The sequence below is a fragment of the Variovorax sp. V116 genome (genome assembly GCF_041154435.1).
GTDB lineage: Bacteria > Pseudomonadota > Gammaproteobacteria > Burkholderiales > Burkholderiaceae_C > Variovorax > Variovorax paradoxus.
Genome location: NZ_AP028662.1, coordinates 1,279,026 through 1,294,622 on the forward strand (window position 1 = coordinate 1,279,026; position 15,597 = coordinate 1,294,622).

Sequence of the window (15,597 nt, forward strand, 5' to 3'; positions counted from 1 at the left end):
GCAGTCGCCCGCGACCGCGCTGAAGGATGCGCCTCGGGTCGTCACACCCCCGCAGGCTCGAGCACGAACGCGAACTCCAGCGTGTGGAACGGCGCTTCCTGCACGCTCCCGTCGGGCGCGCGCCCTGCGGCGTGCTGCGCGAAGTCGCCGATCAGCGAACTGCGCACGCCGAACACCGCATCGCTGTCGAGGTAGGGATCGCCCTCGCGGAAGACGTGCGTGATCAGCGTCTCGTAGCCCGGCGCCTGGATCATGAAGTGCACATGCGCGGGGCGCCATGGATGCCGCCGCGTTGCGCGCAGCATCGCGCCGACCGGTCCATCGGTGGGAATCGGGTAGGCCACCGGCGCCACGCCGCGAAACCACAGCCGGCCCTCGGCGTTGGTGCGCAGGACCGCCCGCCCCTGCGGCTGCGCGCCGGGCCGCTGCACGTCGTAGAAGCCTTCGGCGTCGGCCTCCCAGACATCGACCACCGCGTCGGCAACCGGCTCGCCGCCGGGTCCGCGCACCGTGGCCTGCACGAACAGCGGCTCGCCCACTGCGCCACCGGAGATGTCGCTGCCCAGCGGCAGCTGCGGCGCGCCCGCCACGTGGAAGGGGCCGAACACGGTGGCCTCGGTGGCCTGAGGGCTCTTCGCGTGGTTCATCGCCACGGTCAGCATCGACAGGCCCAGCGTGTCCGACAGCAGGATGAACTCCTGCCGCTGCGCGTCGCACTTCTGGCCCGTGGCGGTCAGGAACTCGATGCCGGCGCTCCATTCGGCCTCGGTCAGCTTCACTTCGCGCGCGAAGTCGTGCAGGTGGCGCACGAGCGCCGACATCACTTCCTTCAGGCGCGCGTCCTCGCAGCCGGCCATGCGTTCGAGCACGGCGGCGGTGATGGTGTGTTCATCGATGTTTCGCATGGAAGCCCCGCTCCAGGTCGGAAGAAGAAGAAAAAGAAGGCGCGGGCGGCAGGAGCCGCCGCTGCGTCGGGAACAGGGACCAGGCCCAGCGCTGCTGCGCCCAGCCCCACAGCCCCTGCTTGAAGAAGAGCGTCACACCGATGGCCAGCAGCCCGAGCCCGAGCAGGTACCAGGTGCCGTAGTCGCTGAGGAACTTGTTCAAGGCCCAGAAGACCAGTGCGCCCACCAGCGGCCCCTCGATGCGGCCGATGCCGCCGATCACCACCATGAAGATCGCGAACGCCGTCCAGTTGACGCTGAAGGCCGCGTCGGGGCTGATGCGCAGGTTGCCGACGAAGTAGAGCGCGCCCGCGAGTCCCGCACCGAAGGCCGCCACCACATACACCGCGAGCTTCATGCGCGCCACCGGAACGCCCTGCGACTCCGCGGCCACCTCGTTGTCGCGGATGGCCAGCAGCGCGAGCCCGCGCTTGCTGCGCAGGAACAGGTAGACCAGCGCAACGGCCGCGACCACGCAGGCCAGCGCCATCCAGTAGGTGGTTCTTTCGCGCGTCGCGCGTTCGATGCCGCGCAGCGCCGTGAGCGTAGTGCCCGAGCCGCCGCCCACCGCCGACACGTTGGCGAAGCTCAGGCGGAACACCTCGGCGATCACCCAGGTGCCGATGGCGAAGTAGCCGCCCGACAATCGGAACGCGACGAAGGACACGGGCACGGCGATGAGCCCTGCCGCGAGCGCGCCCAGCGGCACCGCCACGAAGGGGTTGACGTCCGCGAAGTTGCCGAGCATCAGCATGACGTAGCCGCCGAAGCCGAAGAAGGCCTGCTGCCCGATGCTCACCATGCCGCCGTAGCCGGCGAGCAGGTTCCACATCATCGCGAAGATGAAGTAGCAGGCGATCTCGACGAACTCGCGCATCCAGCTCGGCTCGCCCCAGAAAGGCAGGCTGGCGGCGATCAGCACGAGCGCGGTGCCGGCGGCGAGCGCGACGCGGCTCGCGGCGGTGGCGCGCTCGACGTCAATGAGGGGTGGGGGCATGTTCGTCATCGGCTTCATCCACGTGTCTTCGGAAAAAGGCCCTGCGGCCGCAGCACCAGCACGACCAGGAACACGATGTGTCCGGCCCAGATGCCCCAGCCCGGATCGAGCCGGAAGCCGATCTGCTGCGTGATGCCCAGGATCATCGCGCCGGCCAGCGTGCCCCAGAACGAGCCCATGCCGCCGATGATCACGGCCTCGAAGGCGAACAGCAGCAGCAGCGGGCCGTCCGACGGCGACACCGTGGTGCGCATGCCCTGCAGCGCACCGGCAATGGCGATCAGCACGAAGGCAATGGCGGTCGCAAAGGCGTAGACCTTCTTCGCGTCCAGGCCCATGAGTTCGGCGATCTCGCGGTCGTCGGACACGGCGCGGAACGAGCGGCCCAGCGCCGTGTGCGCGAAGAGCCATTGCAGCGCGGCCGTTGCAACCAGCGCGACGGCCAGCACGACGAGCGGCAGCACGCCGAGCGAGAGCGTGTCGCCCAGCGCCACGCCTTGCGTGCTGAGCCCGCCGGTCTCGATGGCGCGCGGGTCGGCCGAGAACAGTTCGAGCAGCAGGTTCTGGATGACGATCGACAAGCCGAAGGTGACGACGAGCGAGGGCAGCGGGTCTTTGCCGAGCGTGCCGTTGAGCACGTAGCGCTGCAGCGCGTAGCCGAACACGAAGGCCACCGGCAGCACCCCGAGCGCGACCATGGCAACGAGCCCCGGCGTGGCATCGCCCGCCACCGACACGCCCGCGATGACCGCGAAGGCGCCGAGGATGATGAAGTCGCCCTGCGCCGTGTTGGTGAGCCGCATGACGCCGAACATCAGCGACTGGCCGAGCGCGAACAGCGTGTAGAGGCCGCCGAGCAGCACGCCCTGGATGACGGTCTCAAGCATGGGCGGCCTCGATGCCGAAGTAGGCCTGCGAGATCTGCTCGCGCGTGAGTTCGCCCGACTTTCCTTCGAGCGACACGCGGCCTTCCTGGAAGCAGTAGATGCGCCGCGAGACCTGCCGCGCCATCGTCACGTCCTGCTCGACGATGACGACGGTCATGCCCTCGCCCGTGATGGTGGGCATGGCCGCATAGATCTCGCGGATGACGATCGGCGCGAGGCCGAGCGAGAGCTCGTCGCACAGCAGCACTTCGGGATTGCTCATGAGCGCGCGGCCGAGCGCCACCATCTGCTGCTGGCCGCCGGACAGCGAAGTGCCGGGCGCGTGGCGCTTCTCGGCGAGGATGGGGAACAGGGCGTACAGGCGCTGCAGGTTCCACGGACCCTTGCGGGCCGCGGTGGCGCCCATGCGCAGGTTCTCCTCGACGCTCAGGCTCGGAAAGAGGCGCCGGCCCTCGGGCACCATGGCCAGGCCGCGCCGCACGATCTCGCCGGGAGGCAGCCCGCCGATGGGTTCGCCCTTGAAGCGGATGGTTTCCCGCGGGACGCGGACGAGGCCGGCGAGGCTCTTGAGGAAGGTGGATTTGCCCGCGCCGTTGGCACCGATGATGGCGACGAGCTCGCCGGCGGCCAGCGTGAAGTCGATGCCGAAGAGAGCCTGGGCGTCGCGGTAGAAGGCCTGGAGGCCGTGGGTTTCGAGCAGGGCGTTCATGATCTTTGCTCCCTCCCCTTTCGGGGGAGGGCTGGGGTGGGGGCAAGCGGCGTTGGAGTGGTGGCGCCGTCGTGCCCCCATCCCGGCCTTCCCCCGGAAGGGGAAGGAGCAATACAAGAAAACGCGCTCATGCTTCCATCCCCATGTAAACCCGGCGCACCTCGGCATCGTTCATCACCGCGAGCGGCGCCCCCTCCGCCAGCTTCTGCCCGAAGTTGATGACGAACAGCCGGTCCGCGAGCGACAGCAGCGCATGCACCACATGCTCGATCCAGATCATCGTCACGCCCCGCGCCTTGATGCGCCTCAGTTCCGCCACCAGCACCGCGGCCTCGGGCTCCGTCAGGCCGCCCGCGATCTCGTCGAGCAGCAGCAGGCGCGGCTTCGTCGCGAGGGCGCGCGCAAGCTCCAGCCGCTTGCGGTCGAGCAGCGTGAGCCCGCCGGCCGGCTTGTTCGCATGCGGCATCAGCCCCGTCTGCGCGAGCACTTCGTGCGCCGTGCGCCACGCCTCGCGCTCGGTCTGCTGCCCGCCGAAGCAGCCGCGGTCACCAGGTTCTCGAACACGCTCATGTTCCCGAAGGGCTGCGGCACCTGGTAGCTGCGCCCGATGCCCGCATGGCAGCGCTGGTGCGGCTTGAGCCGCGTCACGTCGCGCCCCGCGTACTCCACGCGCCCCGCATCGACGCGCGCGTCGCCCGAGATCAGGTTGAACAGCGTGGTCTTCCCCGCCCCGTTGGGACCGAGGATGCCGAGCGTCTCGCCCTCGGCCACTTCGAGCGAGATGCCGTCGGTGACCCGCAGCGCGCCGTACGACTTGCTCACCGCATGCAATGCCAGCAGTGCCATGGCGTTCTTCAGAGCAGCCGCAGCGTGCCGCCGGCCGGAATGCCCTTGGCCGCTTCGTTGTTCACGATGCCGAGCTCGACCTTGTACTTCTTGCCCTTGCCCCACTGGCCGAGCACCAGCGGCGTCTTGCTGACGTTCTTGAACGGGCCCGGTCCGCCCCACTTCACCGGGCCGACCACGGAATCGATGGAAGTCGATGCGACCGCATCGCGCACGTCGCCGGCCTTCAGCGACTTGGCACGCGACAGCGCGTTCGCCGCCACCTCGAACAGCGCATGCGCGAAGCCGATGGGCTGCGTCCACTGCTTCTTCGCACCGGCCTCGTAGGCCTCGGCCAGCGCCTTTGCGCTTTGCTGCGTGAGACTGGACGTGAACGGATGCGAGGGGCTCCACCACACCTCGGTCGACAAGCCGTCGCCCAGTTCGCCCAGCGCCTCGATCGCGCCTGGGAAGAGTAGTGCCTTGCCGAGCGTGACGACCTTCGGCTTGAAGCCCTGCTGCCGCGCCTGCGTGAGGAAGGTCTTGGCATCGGGCGGGATCACCACGCCGGTGACGATCTCGACGTTGTCGCGCTTGAAGGCCGCGATCTGCGCGCTGAAGTCCTGCGTGCCGTTCTGGAAGCGGCCGGGATCGGTGAGCGTGAAGCCCATCTGCGCGAGCGGCTTCGGAAAGCCCAGTTCCTTGTCGCCCCAGGCGTTGCCGTCGCCATCGTTGGGAAACAGGCCGCCGACCTTCCTGTTGGTGGCCACGGTCTTCCAGCCGTTGGTGAAGTTGGCGATGACGTCCTCGAGCCCCCAGAACAGGTGGTAGGTCCAGTTGAAGCCCTTGGCCGGGTCGCCCTTGCGGCCGAAGAACCAGGGCTGCCACGGCACCACGCTGGAGATGCACGGCACCTCGTTGAGTTCGCAGGCGTCGCTCACCGGGTTGGCGGTCTCGGGCGTGCCTGCCGTGAGCACGAGCGCGACCTTGTCCTTGAGGATCAGGTCGTTCGCGACCTCGCCCGCGCGGTTGGGGTTCGACTGGCTGTCCTTCAGCACGATCTGCACGGCGTACTTCTTGCCGCCTACGCTGAGGCCGTCCTTGAAGGCGGCCTTCATCTGCTCGATCACCCACTTGTCGGCCTCGCCGAAGGGCGCGAGCGGCCCGGTCTGAGGCGACACATAGCCGATCTTGAGCGTGTCGGCGGCGAACACCCGCGGCGCGGCGCCCGTGGCGGCAAGCGCGGCGGCGGCCTGCGTGAACTGTCTGCGGTTGAATGTCATGGCTGTCTCCTTCGTTGTTCGTGTGGGTTTCTCTGTTCGCGTGCTGCGCCTATGCCGGCGGCTCGCCGTCGAAGGCGCGCTGCAGCAGTGCGCGGATCTCGCCGCGCTCGGCCGGGCCGAAGGGCCGCGGATTCCAGTACGGATTGGCGACGGCGATGTCGGCCGCGCGGTCGAGGTCGGCGGCGCGCATGCCGATGTCCCTGAGCGCCACGGGCGCGCCGTTGCCCCGCGCCAATGCGTAGACCGCCGCCGGCGCCGACACCCCGCCGAGCGCGCGCGCGATGCGTACCATGGCGCGCGGCGCGGCCGGCGCATTGAACGCGAGCGCGTGCGGCAGCACCACCGTGTGCACTTCGGCATGCGGCAGGTTGAAGCTGCCGCCCAGCGTGTGGCAGAGCTTGTGGTGCAAGGCCATGCCCACCGCGCCGAGCACGCTGCCGCACAGCCACGCGCCGTAGAGCGCATCGGAGCGCGCCGCCAGGTCGCCGGGCTGCGCACGGATGGCCGGCAGCGCGCGTGCGAGCGCGGCGATGCCCTCCTCCGCCATCAGGTCCATCACCGGATTGCTGTCCTGCGCATAGAGGCCTTCGGCCGCATGCGCGATGGCGTTGATGCCGCTGGTCACGCTCAGGCCCACGGGCAGCGTGCGCGACAGCTCGGGGTCGTAGATCACGGTGCGCGGCAGCACGCGCGGATCCTTGCCGGTCTTCTTCAGGCCGTTCTCGGTGAGGCCGTAGATCGGCGTCATCTCGCTGCCTGCGTAGGTGGTGGGAACGGCGACGATCGGCAGCCCCGCTTCCAGCGCAATGGCCTTGCCCAGCCCCGTGGTGGAGCCGCCGCCGAGCGCCACGGCGCAGTCGGCGCCGAGCCGGCGCGCCAGCTCGCGCGCCTCGCGTGCGGTCTCGACGGGCACATGCATCACGGCGCGGTCGAACAGGCCGGCCGCCTGCGCCCCGAGCGCGGCCGCCACGCGCTCGGCCTGCGGCCGCTGCTCGGGCGTGCAGAGCACCAGCGCCCGCTTCGCGCCCAGCGCATCGATCTCGCGCGCCAGGTGGCGCAGCGAGCCGGCGCCGAACACCACGCGCTGCGGATGGGTGGTGTGGATGAAGTCTTGCATGGCGCGTTCCTTCGGCCTGCCTATTCCAGGCTCAGGCGGCGCTCGCGCACCAGGCGGGCCCACTTGTCCTGCTCTGTGCGCAGCACGGCGGCGAACTGCTCGGGCGTGTTGGCGATGCCCGTCAGGCCCTGTTCGCGCAGCCGCTGCTGGAAGGCCGGCTCGGTCACGGCCTTGCGCACTTCGGCCTGCAGCCGGTCGACCACGGCGCGCGGCGTGCCGGCCGGGGCGAGCAGGCCGACCCAGGAATTCACTTCGAAGCCCGGATAGCCGCTCTCGGCCACGGTCGGCACCTCGGCATAGGCGGGCGCGCGCTGGGCGCCGGTCTGCGCCAGGGCGCGCAGCCGGCCCGCGTTGACGTGCGGCTGCGCCAGCACGGCCGAGAGGAACATCATCTCGACCTGTCCGCCCAGCAGGTCCTGCTGGGCCGGGCCGCCGCCGCGGTAGGGAATGTGCGTGACGAAGGTGCCGCTCACGGCCTTGAAGTATTCGGCCGTGAGATGGTTGCTCGACCCCGGGCCGACGCTCGCGTAGTTGAAGCCGCCGGGCTGCGCCTTGAGCAGGCCGACGAAGCGCTGGAAGTCCTTGGCCTGCACCTTCGGGTTGACCACCAGCACCAGCGGATTGCTCGCGACCTGGGTCACGGGCTGCAGGTCCTTGGCGATGTCGAAGCTCAGCTTCGGATAGACCAGCGGATAGGTGGCGTAGCTGTCGAATACCATCAGCAGCGTGTGGCCGTCGGGTGCCGCGCGAGCCACCTCGGCCGCCGCCAGCGTGCCGCCGGCGCCACTGCGGTTGTCGACGATCACGGTCTGGCCGAGCGCGGCCTGCAGGCGCGGCTGCAGCTGGCGCGCGACGGTGTCGACGATGCCGCCCGGCGGGAAGCCGACGACCAGCCGCACGGGCTTGGCGGGCCAGGCCGGCGCCTGGGCTTGGGCCTGGGCCTGGGCCGCGGCGCCGAGCAGCAGCAGCATGCAGGCGGCCAGCGCCCGGGAAAGGATCGGAAAAGACATCGTGTGTGCCTGGTGGGTGGAAAGAAGAAAACTCAGCGCACGAAGTGCGGCGGAATCTGCGCGTCGACGTTGACCCACACGCTCTTGACCTGCGTGTACTCGCGCATGGCGTCGAAGCCCATCTCTCGGCCGTAGCCGCTCTGGCCCACGCCGCCGAAGGGCGAGCCGGGGTTCACGCGCTTGTAGCTGTTGATCCAGACCATGCCGGCATGCAGGTCGCGCGCCACCTTGTGGGCGCGCTGCAGGTCGCGCGTCCACAGGCCGCTGCCCAGGCCGTAGTCGGTGCCGTTGGCGATCTGCATCGCCTCCTCGTCGCTCTTGAAGGTGAGCACTGTGACGAAGGGGCCGAACACTTCTTCCTGTGCGACGCGGTCCTGGTAGGACTTCGCACGCACCACGGTCGGCGCGACGTAGCAGCCCTGTGCAAGATCGCCGCCGGGCGAGGTGCCGCCAGCCAGCACCTCGCCGCCCTGGCCTTGCGCGACTTCGACGTAACTCAGCACGCGGTCGCGGTGCTGGGCACTGGTGAGCGGGCCCATCTCGGTGGCCTCGTCGAGCGGGTTGCCCAGGCGGATCGACTGCGCAAGCGGGATGAACTGTTCGAGAAACGCATCGGCGATCTTCTCGTGCAGCATCAGCCGCGAGCCCGCGATGCAGGCCTGCCCCTGGTTGTGGAAGATGGCCCAGGCGCTGCCGTTCACGGCGGCCTGCAGGTTCGCATCCTCGAACACGATGTTGGGTCCCTTGCCGCCGAGCTCGAGCTGCACCTTCTTGAGGTTGCCCGCGCTGGCCTGCACGATGCGCCGGCCGGTAGCAGTGCTGCCGGTGAAGGCAATCTTGGCGATCTCCGGATGCTCGGCGATGTACTGGCCCGCCACGCTGCCAAGGCCCGGCAGCATGTTGACCACGCCGGGCGGAACGCCCGCCTCGGCCATCAGCTCGGCGATGCGCAGCGAGCTGAGCGGCGTGATTTCGGCCGGCTTCATCACGATGCAGTTGCCGGCCGCGAGCGCGGGCGCCATCTTCCAGCTCGTGAACATGAGCGGGAAGTTCCACGGCACCACCTGCCCGACGATGCCGACCGGCTCGCGCAGCGTGTAGTTGAGAAAGCCCTCTTCCACCGGAATGGTCTCGCCCTGGAACTTGTCGGCCATGCCGCCGAAGTAGCGAAAGCATGCAGCGGTGCGCGGCACGTCGAGCCGGCGCGAATCGCGGATCGGATGGCCGGTGTCGAGCGACTCGAGCCGCGCGAGTTCTTCGCCGTGGGCCTCGATCAGGTCCGCAAGCTTCAGCAGGATGCGGCCGCGGTCGGCGGCGGCCATGCGGCTCCACTTCGGGAACGCACGCCTGGCGGCGGCCACGGCCTTGTCGACGTCGGCCTTGCCGGCCAGCGCGACATGGGCGATGGGCGTGTTGTCGTGCGGGTTGAGCGTGGCCAGGGTCTCGCCGGATTCGGCGTCGACGAAGCGGCCGTCGATGAAGAGCTGGTGGCGGATGGGCGTACGCAGGCCTGCCGCAGCGGCAATGTCATTGGGCTTCATGTCTTTGCATTTCTCCCTCGCCCCTTGGGGAGAGGGTGGGGGTGAGGGGGCGGCGGCGGCACGGACGCCACCCTCACCCCAGCCCTCTCCCGCTCGCGGGAGAGGGGGCCATTCAGAACTCGACCGGAATCTCGGGCGACTCGCCCTTCTGGATCTCGTACACCAGGCTCGGCGAGCCGTTCTCCCACACCAGCAGCATCGAGCGCTTGGGGCTGAAGCCCTGGTGGCGGCAGTAGGCGGGCATGGCGGCCATGTCGCCGGCCTTCATGATCACGCGGGCCATGGGACGGCCGGTGTTCTTGTCGCCGCAATCCCAGTGGATCTCGTCGGTCATCTGGAAGAACCACTCGACGCGGTCGTTGCCGTGGATGATCGGCAGGATGTGCTCCTCGGTCGTCGGGCACATGTAGCTGTGCTTCACCACCGAGGTGAAGCTCGGGTTCCAGGTAACCTGCGAACGGCTCAGGAAGCCGAACAGGTTGAAGGCGTGCACCTCGTTCTCGAAGCCGGGCTCGGGGTGCAGCTCGGGCTGGGCCTGCGGCACGTCGGCAAAGGCGCGGTTGACCGGCGCGCCGCGCGCATCGCTGCGCAGGTCGAGGTCGCCCTTCAGGCCCACGCAGCGCTTGGCCAGCTCGCGCGCCCGGGTGATCTTGGCGGTGTTGTTGCCGCTCTTGCGGCCATAGGGCGAGCCGGTTTCCTGCGGCGCGGCAAACGGGTCGAAGCTCTCGTTGGTCCAGTCGTCGAGCATGGCCTCGAAGGTGGCGCGGATCTGCGCCGTGGGAAAGTTCTCGAGCAGGTCGATGCCCGCGTCTTTCATGGTGCCGTTGAAGCTGCCGGCGTACAGGTCAACCGAGTCGTAGTGGTTGATGGTGCCGAACACGTCGTCGAAGTTGACCCAGCCGTAGAAGAAGCCCCAGGCCACGTCGCGCATCAGCGCGCGCAGGTAGCTGCCGGCGTCCATGGTGTGGCTCATGGGACGGCCGTCGCGGGTCTTCCAGGTGATGTGGACGAAATACTCGTCGCGGCGAAAGCCGAAGCTGCCGAGCGAAAAATCCTTGTAGCCGAGCGTGGCGTCGGGCTGCGACGCAATGACCTTGGCGAGTTCTGCGGGTGCGTTCATGGTGTGCTCCTGGATGCGTTCATTGCGTCTGGCAGATGTCGGCCCACTTCTCTACCGAGAGGTCGCCCTTGCAGGTCTGCAGCACGATCACGCCCGGGTCGCCGGCTGCGCGGAACTGGTAGGCCGTGTTCTTCGGCAGCAGGCCCTGGTGGCCGCGCGAGAGCTTCATCCAGCCCATCTTCCTGCCCCTGGGCTCGCCCTGCACGAGCACCGCGCCGTTCTTCTCCTTGTCGGCCACGGCCTGGGCGGCATCGAGCTGCACGAGGTGCACTTCGACCTCGCCGTCCATCACCAGCGCGAATTCGTCGTGCGCGCTGGTGTACCAGGGCGAGGTGCCTTCGGCGCGCAGCGTTTCCAGCACGTAGATCTGGTTCTGGCCGAACACGACCTTCTCGTACGGCCGGCTGATGCTGGCGATCTCGAAGCAGTTGGAGAACGCGTAGTGGCGCACGTCGTCGTCGATCGGCTCGACGTGCCCCTTCTCGAAGTGCTTGAGCGACCCGAAGCGGGTCTGGTAGGCAACGGTCATGGATGTCTCCTGAAGTGCTGGACGATGCAGCCTGGCGCTGCGATGTATGCACTGTAGGAAACGCGGGGCACGGGCGGTAGGCCCGAAACGCGGTCCGCATTGTTCGGCGAATCCGTTCAATGCGCAGGGTTTACCCCCGGAACGGGCCGCGCCCGCCTCAGGCGTCCCAGATCAGGCCGGGCGGCAGCAGGCCCCGTTCGATCATGGCCGCGTCCCACGGCGGCACCTTGGAGAAGGCATGGGTCAGGTGCTCGATGAAGAGCCGCAGCTTGAACGCATTGCGCGAGGTGCCCGCATACACCGCGCTCAGCGAGAACGACGAGAGCTGGTGCGCCGGCAGCACCACCTCCAGCTCGCCGCGCAGGATCGCCTCGCCCGCCACCAGCGTCGGCAGGCAGACGATGCCGGCATGCTCCATGGCGTATTCGCGCAGCAGGTGGACGCTGTTGGTGAGCAGTGCGGCGCTCATGTACATCGTCACCTGCTCGCCGCCGTGGTGGAAGGTCCAGCGGTCGCGCGTCGGATAGCCCGAGTACAGGCCGAGCGTGTGCTTGTGCAGCTCGCGCGGGCTCGCGGGCCTGCCGTGCGCGCGCAGGTACTCGGGCGTGGCGCAGAACACCCGGCGCACCGGGAACAGCGAGCGCGACACCAGCTCGGTCGATGCCGCCGGAAAGATCTGAAGCGCGCAGTCCACCCCTGCCTTCACCGGATCGACCACCGCATCGCTCACGATGAGTTCGAGGTGGATGTCGGGAAAGCTCGACTGGAAGGCCCGCAGCAGCGTCGCGAAATGCCCGAGCACGAAACCGGTGAGCGCATGCACGCGCAAGGTGCCGGTGGGGCCGTCCTTGGCATCGCGCATCTGGTCCATGATGTCGTTGGCCCGGCCGACCAGCTCGACGCAGTCGCGCAGGAAGGCCTGCCCGACATCGCTGAGCCGCACCACGCGCGTGCTGCGGTGGAACAGCGGCGCGCCGACATGGTCTTCCAGCTGCTTCACGCGGCTGGTCACGACCGACTTGGAGACCCGCAGCTGGCGCGCGGCCTCGGCGAAGCTCTGGGTCTGCGCGACCCGTACGAAGGTCTCAATGTTTTCGAGGCGGTCCATGGCGCATGCAATGTAGCGCTTCTGCGGCGGAGCGCCTTCGGGCGGATCTGCGAGGCCAGCACCGCTAGATGCTGTTGCGCATCTCCTCCAACAGCCACTCCTTGAACGCCTTCACCTTCCGCTGCCGCATGGCCTCCGGCGGATAGACAAGATAGAAGCTTGAAAAGGCCTTCAGCGCCTGCTTGAACGGCCGCACCAGGCGGCCGGCGGCCAGGTCGTCGGCGACAAGCATGGTGCGCCCCAGGACCACGCCTTCGCCTTGCACCGCCGCCTGCACGGCGAAGGTGTAGGAGTCGAAGGCGAGGCCGCTTCGGGCATCGATGCCTTTGACGCCGGCGCGCTCGAGCCAGTCCGCCCAAGCGATGGGATAGCCGTCGCGGATGAGGGTGTGGTGGCGCAGGTCGGCGGGCTTGCGCAGGGCATGCGGGCCTTTCAGCAGCCGGGGGCTGCACACGGGGAAGACCTCTTCGTCGGCCAGCCACTCGGCCGTGAGGCCGGGGTAGTTGCCGGCGCCATAGCGGATGGCGACGTCGATGCCGTCACCGTGAAAGCTGGCGAGGCGGCCGGTGGTGGAAACGCGCACGTCGATGTTGCCGTGAGCCTGGCGAAAGCGGTACAGGCGAGGCACCAGCCAGCGGCCGGCGAAACCGTCCGAGGTGCTGACGTTGAGCGTGCTGCCGGACAGGCGGGCCGTGGCGGCGGCGGTTGCCGCAGCGAGCTGGTCCAGCACATCGCGCACGGCCTTGGCGTAGGGCTCGCCCACTTCGGTGAGGCGCACGGAGCGCGTGCCGCGCTCGAAGAGCTGCACGTCGAGTTGCTGCTCGAGGTGCTTCACGGCGCGGCTGATGGCGCCCGGCGTGAGATGCAGCTCTTCGGCGGCCTTGGTGAAGCTCAGGTGCCGGGCCGCAGCGTCGAAGCAGGGCAAGGCCGTCAGCGGCGGGAGCTTCGCGGGTGTGTCCGGCATGGTTGAGTTTGGCTCACAAGTAATTGACAAATCATCGTTTGCCGCCATTGGTTGGCGCGGCACAGAATGTCCTCCATTCGTGAGCAGATATCAAGGAATGCGCATGCACAGCAGCCAAACCGGCACCCAACCCGTCACCGTCGTGATCACCTGCACCATCCAGCCCGACAAGCTGGAGCTGGCCCGGCGGGAGCTGCGGGCAGTGATCCGGCAGGTGATGGCGCTCGAGCCGGCCTGCCTCGGCATCCGCGTGCATGAGGACGCCAAGGCCCCGAACCGCTGGCTGATCGTGGAGCAGTGGGCCAGCGAAGCGGCCTTCACCGGCCCGCACATGCAGCAGCCGCACATGCAAGCCTTCATGCAGACGGCGCAGACCTTCCTGGAAGGCCAGGCCGATTTCGGCTTCTGGCACGAAACCCTGGCAACCTGAGGAGACAGCCATGCAACCCACCACCGTCGACTGCCGCTGCGGCAAGGCGCGGCTCCACCTGAGCGAGGCGCCGGTGGCGCAGTTCCACTGCCACTGCGAGGACTGCCGCGCCGTGACCGGTGGCGCGTACGCGCCGTTGGCGCTGTTCCCGGCGGGCGGCGCGACCGTGTCGGGAGACGACACAGCCACCTGGACCTACAGGACCACGCCGCGCACCCGCTGCGCCCATTGCGGCACGCTGTTGTTCGGCGAGCCGCCGGGGATGGGTGTGCGGGGTGTGAGCGGCTTCCTCCTGCCGCCCGAACTCTTCAAGCCGGCCTTTCACATCCACTGCCAGCGGGCCGTGGCGCCAGTGAAGGACGGGCTGCCCCACTTCAAGGACATGCCGGCGGCCTTTGGGGGCTGCGATGAGGTGATCGGGTGGTAGGGCGCGATGCGCCGATCCGCGCGTTCGAGCCGCCGGTGCCGCACCGGCTCATCACTGGACAGGCATCCTCGTGAACACGCCGTGCGTCGTGTCCTCGGCGTAGAACTCCATCTGCACGCTGTCCGACAGGCCCGAGACGCCGGGCCTGAAATCGATCCTCGAGATGGACCCCGGCGTGGCACTCTCGCCCGACAGGTCGATGACGAAGGTGTTGCCGCTCCAGTGGCGCAGCGCAAAGCGCCTGGCGCCGCCCGGCCCCATCTTCAGGACCAGGCCGCTGCCGGCGGTTTCCACCACGGCATTGCCGTAGTAGCTGTTGGCGTAGATGCCGGTGTAGGCATTGCTGCCGAGCGGCGCGACGGGTTGCGCCGGCGGCGGCTGGCCGGCCAGCGTGCCCTCGGGCGCGTACAGGCCCTGCATCAGCGGTGCATAGGCCTCGTACCAATCCCGCGTGAGCGCGCCGAACTCGACCAGGTCGTCGAAGGCGGCATTCATGGCCTCGGCAGCGCCCACTGGCGCCGCGTTGGTGAGCGTGACGATGCCGACACCCGCCGATGGAATCATCGAGAAGGCCGTGCCCGCCCCCAGCAGGAAGGCGCCCGAATGCGAGAGCCTGACCCGCCCCGACGGCGAGGTCCCGACATTGAAGCCATAGCCGTAGAAGCCCGCGCGCTCGTTCGGGTTGCGCGGCGGCGACGAGACGATCTGTGCGCTGGTCGCGCGCAGCAGGGCCTCGGCCTCGACCACCGGGCGGCCCTGGAAGCTGCCCTTCTGCAGGACCATCGACATCCATCGCGCCATGTCGTTGGCGCTCGCGCTCACGCCGCCGGCCGGCGACTGCGCATCGGGGTCCCGCTGGTACTGCGCCTGGTAGCCGGCCTCGGTCTTCACATGGGGCGAGGCGCGGTTGCCGCGCTGCATGAAATCGGCGAAGCGGGAGCTCGTCGACGCCATGCCCAGCGGCTGGTAGAGCGTGCGCTCGGACAGCGTCGCCCAGTCGAGCCCGGCCGCCCTGGCTGCCGCTTCGGCCCCGGCCGTGAGGCCGAAGTTGGTGTAGGCGTATCGCGTTCTGAAGCCATCGAGCGGCACGTAGCGCAGGCGCTCCAGCATGTCCTGGCGTCCGTAGCCCAGGTCTTCGAGCTGGTCGCCGACGTGCGCCGAGAGCCCCGAGCGATGCGCGAAGAAATCGCCCACCGTCACCTGCTGCGTGATCCAGTCGTCCGACAGCCTGAAGCCGGGCAAGTGCGCGGCGACGGGCGTGTCCCAGGACAGCACCTGCCTGCCCACGAGCCCCGCCACCACGGTCGCGCCGACGGACTTCGACAGCGATGCGAGCTGGAACACGGTGTCCGCATCGACCGGTTCGGGCGCGCCCACCGTTCGCACCCCGAAGCCCCTGGCATATACCGTCCGGCCGTCCTTCACCACGGCCACGGCCATGCCCGGAATACTGGAGCGGCGCATGATGTCGGCCGCCAGCTGGTCGAGCCTGGCCACGGCAGCATCGATCTGCGCCGGTGGTATGGCCACTGCGTAGGTTTCCGAAGGCGACGCAGCCGCAGCCGGCACGGTGCTGGCGGCCACCGGCACGAACACCGCCGGGCCATCGCTGCCGCCGGCGCAGCCGCCCAGTGCCAGGGCGGCCCCCAGCGCCGCGGTCATCCATCCCTTGCGGGCCGCATGTCTTGCAGTCATCGACGTTCCCC

Annotated in this window: 15 protein-coding genes and 1 pseudogene; 2 read left to right on the forward strand and 14 right to left on the reverse strand. The window is 68.9% G+C overall.

The window, feature by feature from the left end:
* Window positions 1-41 precede the first annotated feature (41 nt).
* From ACAM58_RS32045 to gcvA, 13 genes and pseudogenes are all read right to left on the reverse strand, one after another.
* Window positions 42-905, reverse strand: coding sequence for an intradiol ring-cleavage dioxygenase (locus ACAM58_RS32045; RefSeq protein WP_015866162.1), 864 nt, complete (start codon window positions 903-905; stop codon window positions 42-44).
* On the reverse strand, window positions 889-1,950 hold the full coding sequence (locus tag ACAM58_RS32050) for a branched-chain amino acid ABC transporter permease (RefSeq protein ID WP_369664754.1): 1,062 nt from the start codon (window positions 1,948-1,950) through the stop codon (window positions 889-891). Before ACAM58_RS32050 ends, ACAM58_RS32045 begins: the two co-directional genes overlap by 17 nt.
* Window positions 1,951-1,955: 5 nt before the next feature.
* Window positions 1,956-2,828 carry a branched-chain amino acid ABC transporter permease gene (locus ACAM58_RS32055; RefSeq protein ID WP_369664755.1) on the reverse strand — a complete coding sequence of 291 codons (873 nt, stop codon included), beginning with the start codon at window positions 2,826-2,828 and terminating at the stop codon, window positions 1,956-1,958.
* Window positions 2,821-3,537: an ABC transporter ATP-binding protein gene (locus ACAM58_RS32060; protein WP_369664756.1), complete on the reverse strand. Its 717-nt coding sequence runs from the start codon at window positions 3,535-3,537 to the stop codon at window positions 2,821-2,823. The genes ACAM58_RS32055 and ACAM58_RS32060 overlap by 8 nt, the downstream gene beginning before the upstream one ends.
* Window positions 3,538-3,664: 127 nt before the next feature.
* Window positions 3,665-4,383, reverse strand: a pseudogene (locus ACAM58_RS32065) (ABC transporter ATP-binding protein).
* Between the two features lie 8 nt (window positions 4,384-4,391).
* On the reverse strand, window positions 4,392-5,645 hold the full coding sequence (locus ACAM58_RS32070; RefSeq protein WP_369664757.1) for an ABC transporter substrate-binding protein: 1,254 nt from the start codon (window positions 5,643-5,645) through the stop codon (window positions 4,392-4,394).
* 49 nt (window positions 5,646-5,694) lie between these two features.
* Entirely contained in the window at window positions 5,695-6,762 is a 1,068-nt protein-coding gene (locus ACAM58_RS32075; protein ID WP_369664758.1) for a maleylacetate reductase, read from the reverse strand.
* 20 nt (window positions 6,763-6,782) lie between these two features.
* Window positions 6,783-7,772, reverse strand: a complete 990-nt coding sequence (locus tag ACAM58_RS32080) for a tripartite tricarboxylate transporter substrate binding protein (protein WP_369664759.1) — start codon at window positions 7,770-7,772, stop codon at window positions 6,783-6,785.
* A gap of 32 nt (window positions 7,773-7,804) precedes the next feature.
* On the reverse strand, window positions 7,805-9,268 hold the full coding sequence (locus ACAM58_RS32085; RefSeq protein ID WP_369665091.1) for an aldehyde dehydrogenase family protein: 1,464 nt from the start codon (window positions 9,266-9,268) through the stop codon (window positions 7,805-7,807).
* 157 nt (window positions 9,269-9,425) lie between these two features.
* Window positions 9,426-10,433, reverse strand: a complete 1,008-nt coding sequence (locus tag ACAM58_RS32090; protein ID WP_307596767.1) for a hydroxyquinol 1,2-dioxygenase — start codon at window positions 10,431-10,433, stop codon at window positions 9,426-9,428.
* Between the two features lie 19 nt (window positions 10,434-10,452).
* Window positions 10,453-10,962, reverse strand: a complete 510-nt coding sequence (locus tag ACAM58_RS32095; protein ID WP_369664760.1) for a hydroxyquinol 1,2-dioxygenase — start codon at window positions 10,960-10,962, stop codon at window positions 10,453-10,455.
* 157 nt (window positions 10,963-11,119) lie between these two features.
* Window positions 11,120-12,070, reverse strand: coding sequence for a LysR family transcriptional regulator (locus tag ACAM58_RS32100; RefSeq protein ID WP_062365212.1), 951 nt, complete (start codon window positions 12,068-12,070; stop codon window positions 11,120-11,122).
* Window positions 12,071-12,134: 64 nt separating this feature from the next.
* Window positions 12,135-13,034, reverse strand: coding sequence for a transcriptional regulator GcvA (gene gcvA, locus ACAM58_RS32105; RefSeq protein ID WP_369664761.1), 900 nt, complete (start codon window positions 13,032-13,034; stop codon window positions 12,135-12,137).
* A 103-nt stretch (window positions 13,035-13,137) separates the two neighbouring features.
* On the opposite strand from gcvA, the gene ACAM58_RS32110 reads away from it, so the two are divergent.
* Both ACAM58_RS32110 and ACAM58_RS32115 read left to right on the forward strand, forming a co-directional pair.
* Window positions 13,138-13,464, forward strand: coding sequence for a putative quinol monooxygenase (locus ACAM58_RS32110; RefSeq protein WP_369664762.1), 327 nt, complete (start codon window positions 13,138-13,140; stop codon window positions 13,462-13,464).
* Window positions 13,465-13,474: 10 nt separating this feature from the next.
* Window positions 13,475-13,891 carry a GFA family protein gene (locus ACAM58_RS32115; RefSeq protein ID WP_369664763.1) on the forward strand — a complete coding sequence of 139 codons (417 nt, stop codon included), beginning with the start codon at window positions 13,475-13,477 and terminating at the stop codon, window positions 13,889-13,891.
* Between the two features lie 51 nt (window positions 13,892-13,942).
* On the opposite strand, the gene ACAM58_RS32120 is transcribed toward ACAM58_RS32115, so the two are convergent.
* Window positions 13,943-15,586 (reverse strand): serine hydrolase, encoded by a 1,644-nt coding sequence (locus ACAM58_RS32120; RefSeq protein ID WP_369664764.1) that lies wholly within the window; start codon window positions 15,584-15,586, stop codon window positions 13,943-13,945.
* Between the last annotated feature and the right edge of the window lie 11 nt (window positions 15,587-15,597).

Excerpts from the sequence above, each read along its gene's own strand:
- ACAM58_RS32060 (WP_369664756.1), bottom strand. The coding sequence starts at position 3,537 with ATGAACGCCCTGCTCGAAACCCACGGCCTCCAGGCCTTCTACCGCGAC.
- ACAM58_RS32120 (WP_369664764.1), bottom strand. The coding sequence starts at position 15,586 with ATGACTGCAAGACATGCGGCCCGCAAGGGATGGATGACCGCGGCGCTG.
- ACAM58_RS32070 (WP_369664757.1), bottom strand. The coding sequence starts at position 5,645 with ATGACATTCAACCGCAGACAGTTCACGCAGGCCGCCGCCGCGCTTGCC.
- ACAM58_RS32075 (WP_369664758.1), bottom strand. The coding sequence starts at position 6,762 with ATGCAAGACTTCATCCACACCACCCATCCGCAGCGCGTGGTGTTCGGC.
- ACAM58_RS32045 (WP_015866162.1), bottom strand. The coding sequence starts at position 905 with ATGCGAAACATCGATGAACACACCATCACCGCCGCCGTGCTCGAACGC.
- ACAM58_RS32080 (WP_369664759.1), bottom strand. The coding sequence starts at position 7,772 with ATGTCTTTTCCGATCCTTTCCCGGGCGCTGGCCGCCTGCATGCTGCTG.
- ACAM58_RS32110 (WP_369664762.1), top strand. The coding sequence starts at position 13,138 with ATGCACAGCAGCCAAACCGGCACCCAACCCGTCACCGTCGTGATCACC.
- gcvA (WP_369664761.1), bottom strand. The coding sequence starts at position 13,034 with ATGCCGGACACACCCGCGAAGCTCCCGCCGCTGACGGCCTTGCCCTGC.
- ACAM58_RS32100 (WP_062365212.1), bottom strand. The coding sequence starts at position 12,070 with ATGGACCGCCTCGAAAACATTGAGACCTTCGTACGGGTCGCGCAGACC.
- ACAM58_RS32095 (WP_369664760.1), bottom strand. The coding sequence starts at position 10,962 with ATGACCGTTGCCTACCAGACCCGCTTCGGGTCGCTCAAGCACTTCGAG.
- ACAM58_RS32050 (WP_369664754.1), bottom strand. The coding sequence starts at position 1,950 with ATGACGAACATGCCCCCACCCCTCATTGACGTCGAGCGCGCCACCGCC.
- ACAM58_RS32055 (WP_369664755.1), bottom strand. The coding sequence starts at position 2,828 with ATGCTTGAGACCGTCATCCAGGGCGTGCTGCTCGGCGGCCTCTACACG.
- ACAM58_RS32090 (WP_307596767.1), bottom strand. The coding sequence starts at position 10,433 with ATGAACGCACCCGCAGAACTCGCCAAGGTCATTGCGTCGCAGCCCGAC.
- ACAM58_RS32115 (WP_369664763.1), top strand. The coding sequence starts at position 13,475 with ATGCAACCCACCACCGTCGACTGCCGCTGCGGCAAGGCGCGGCTCCAC.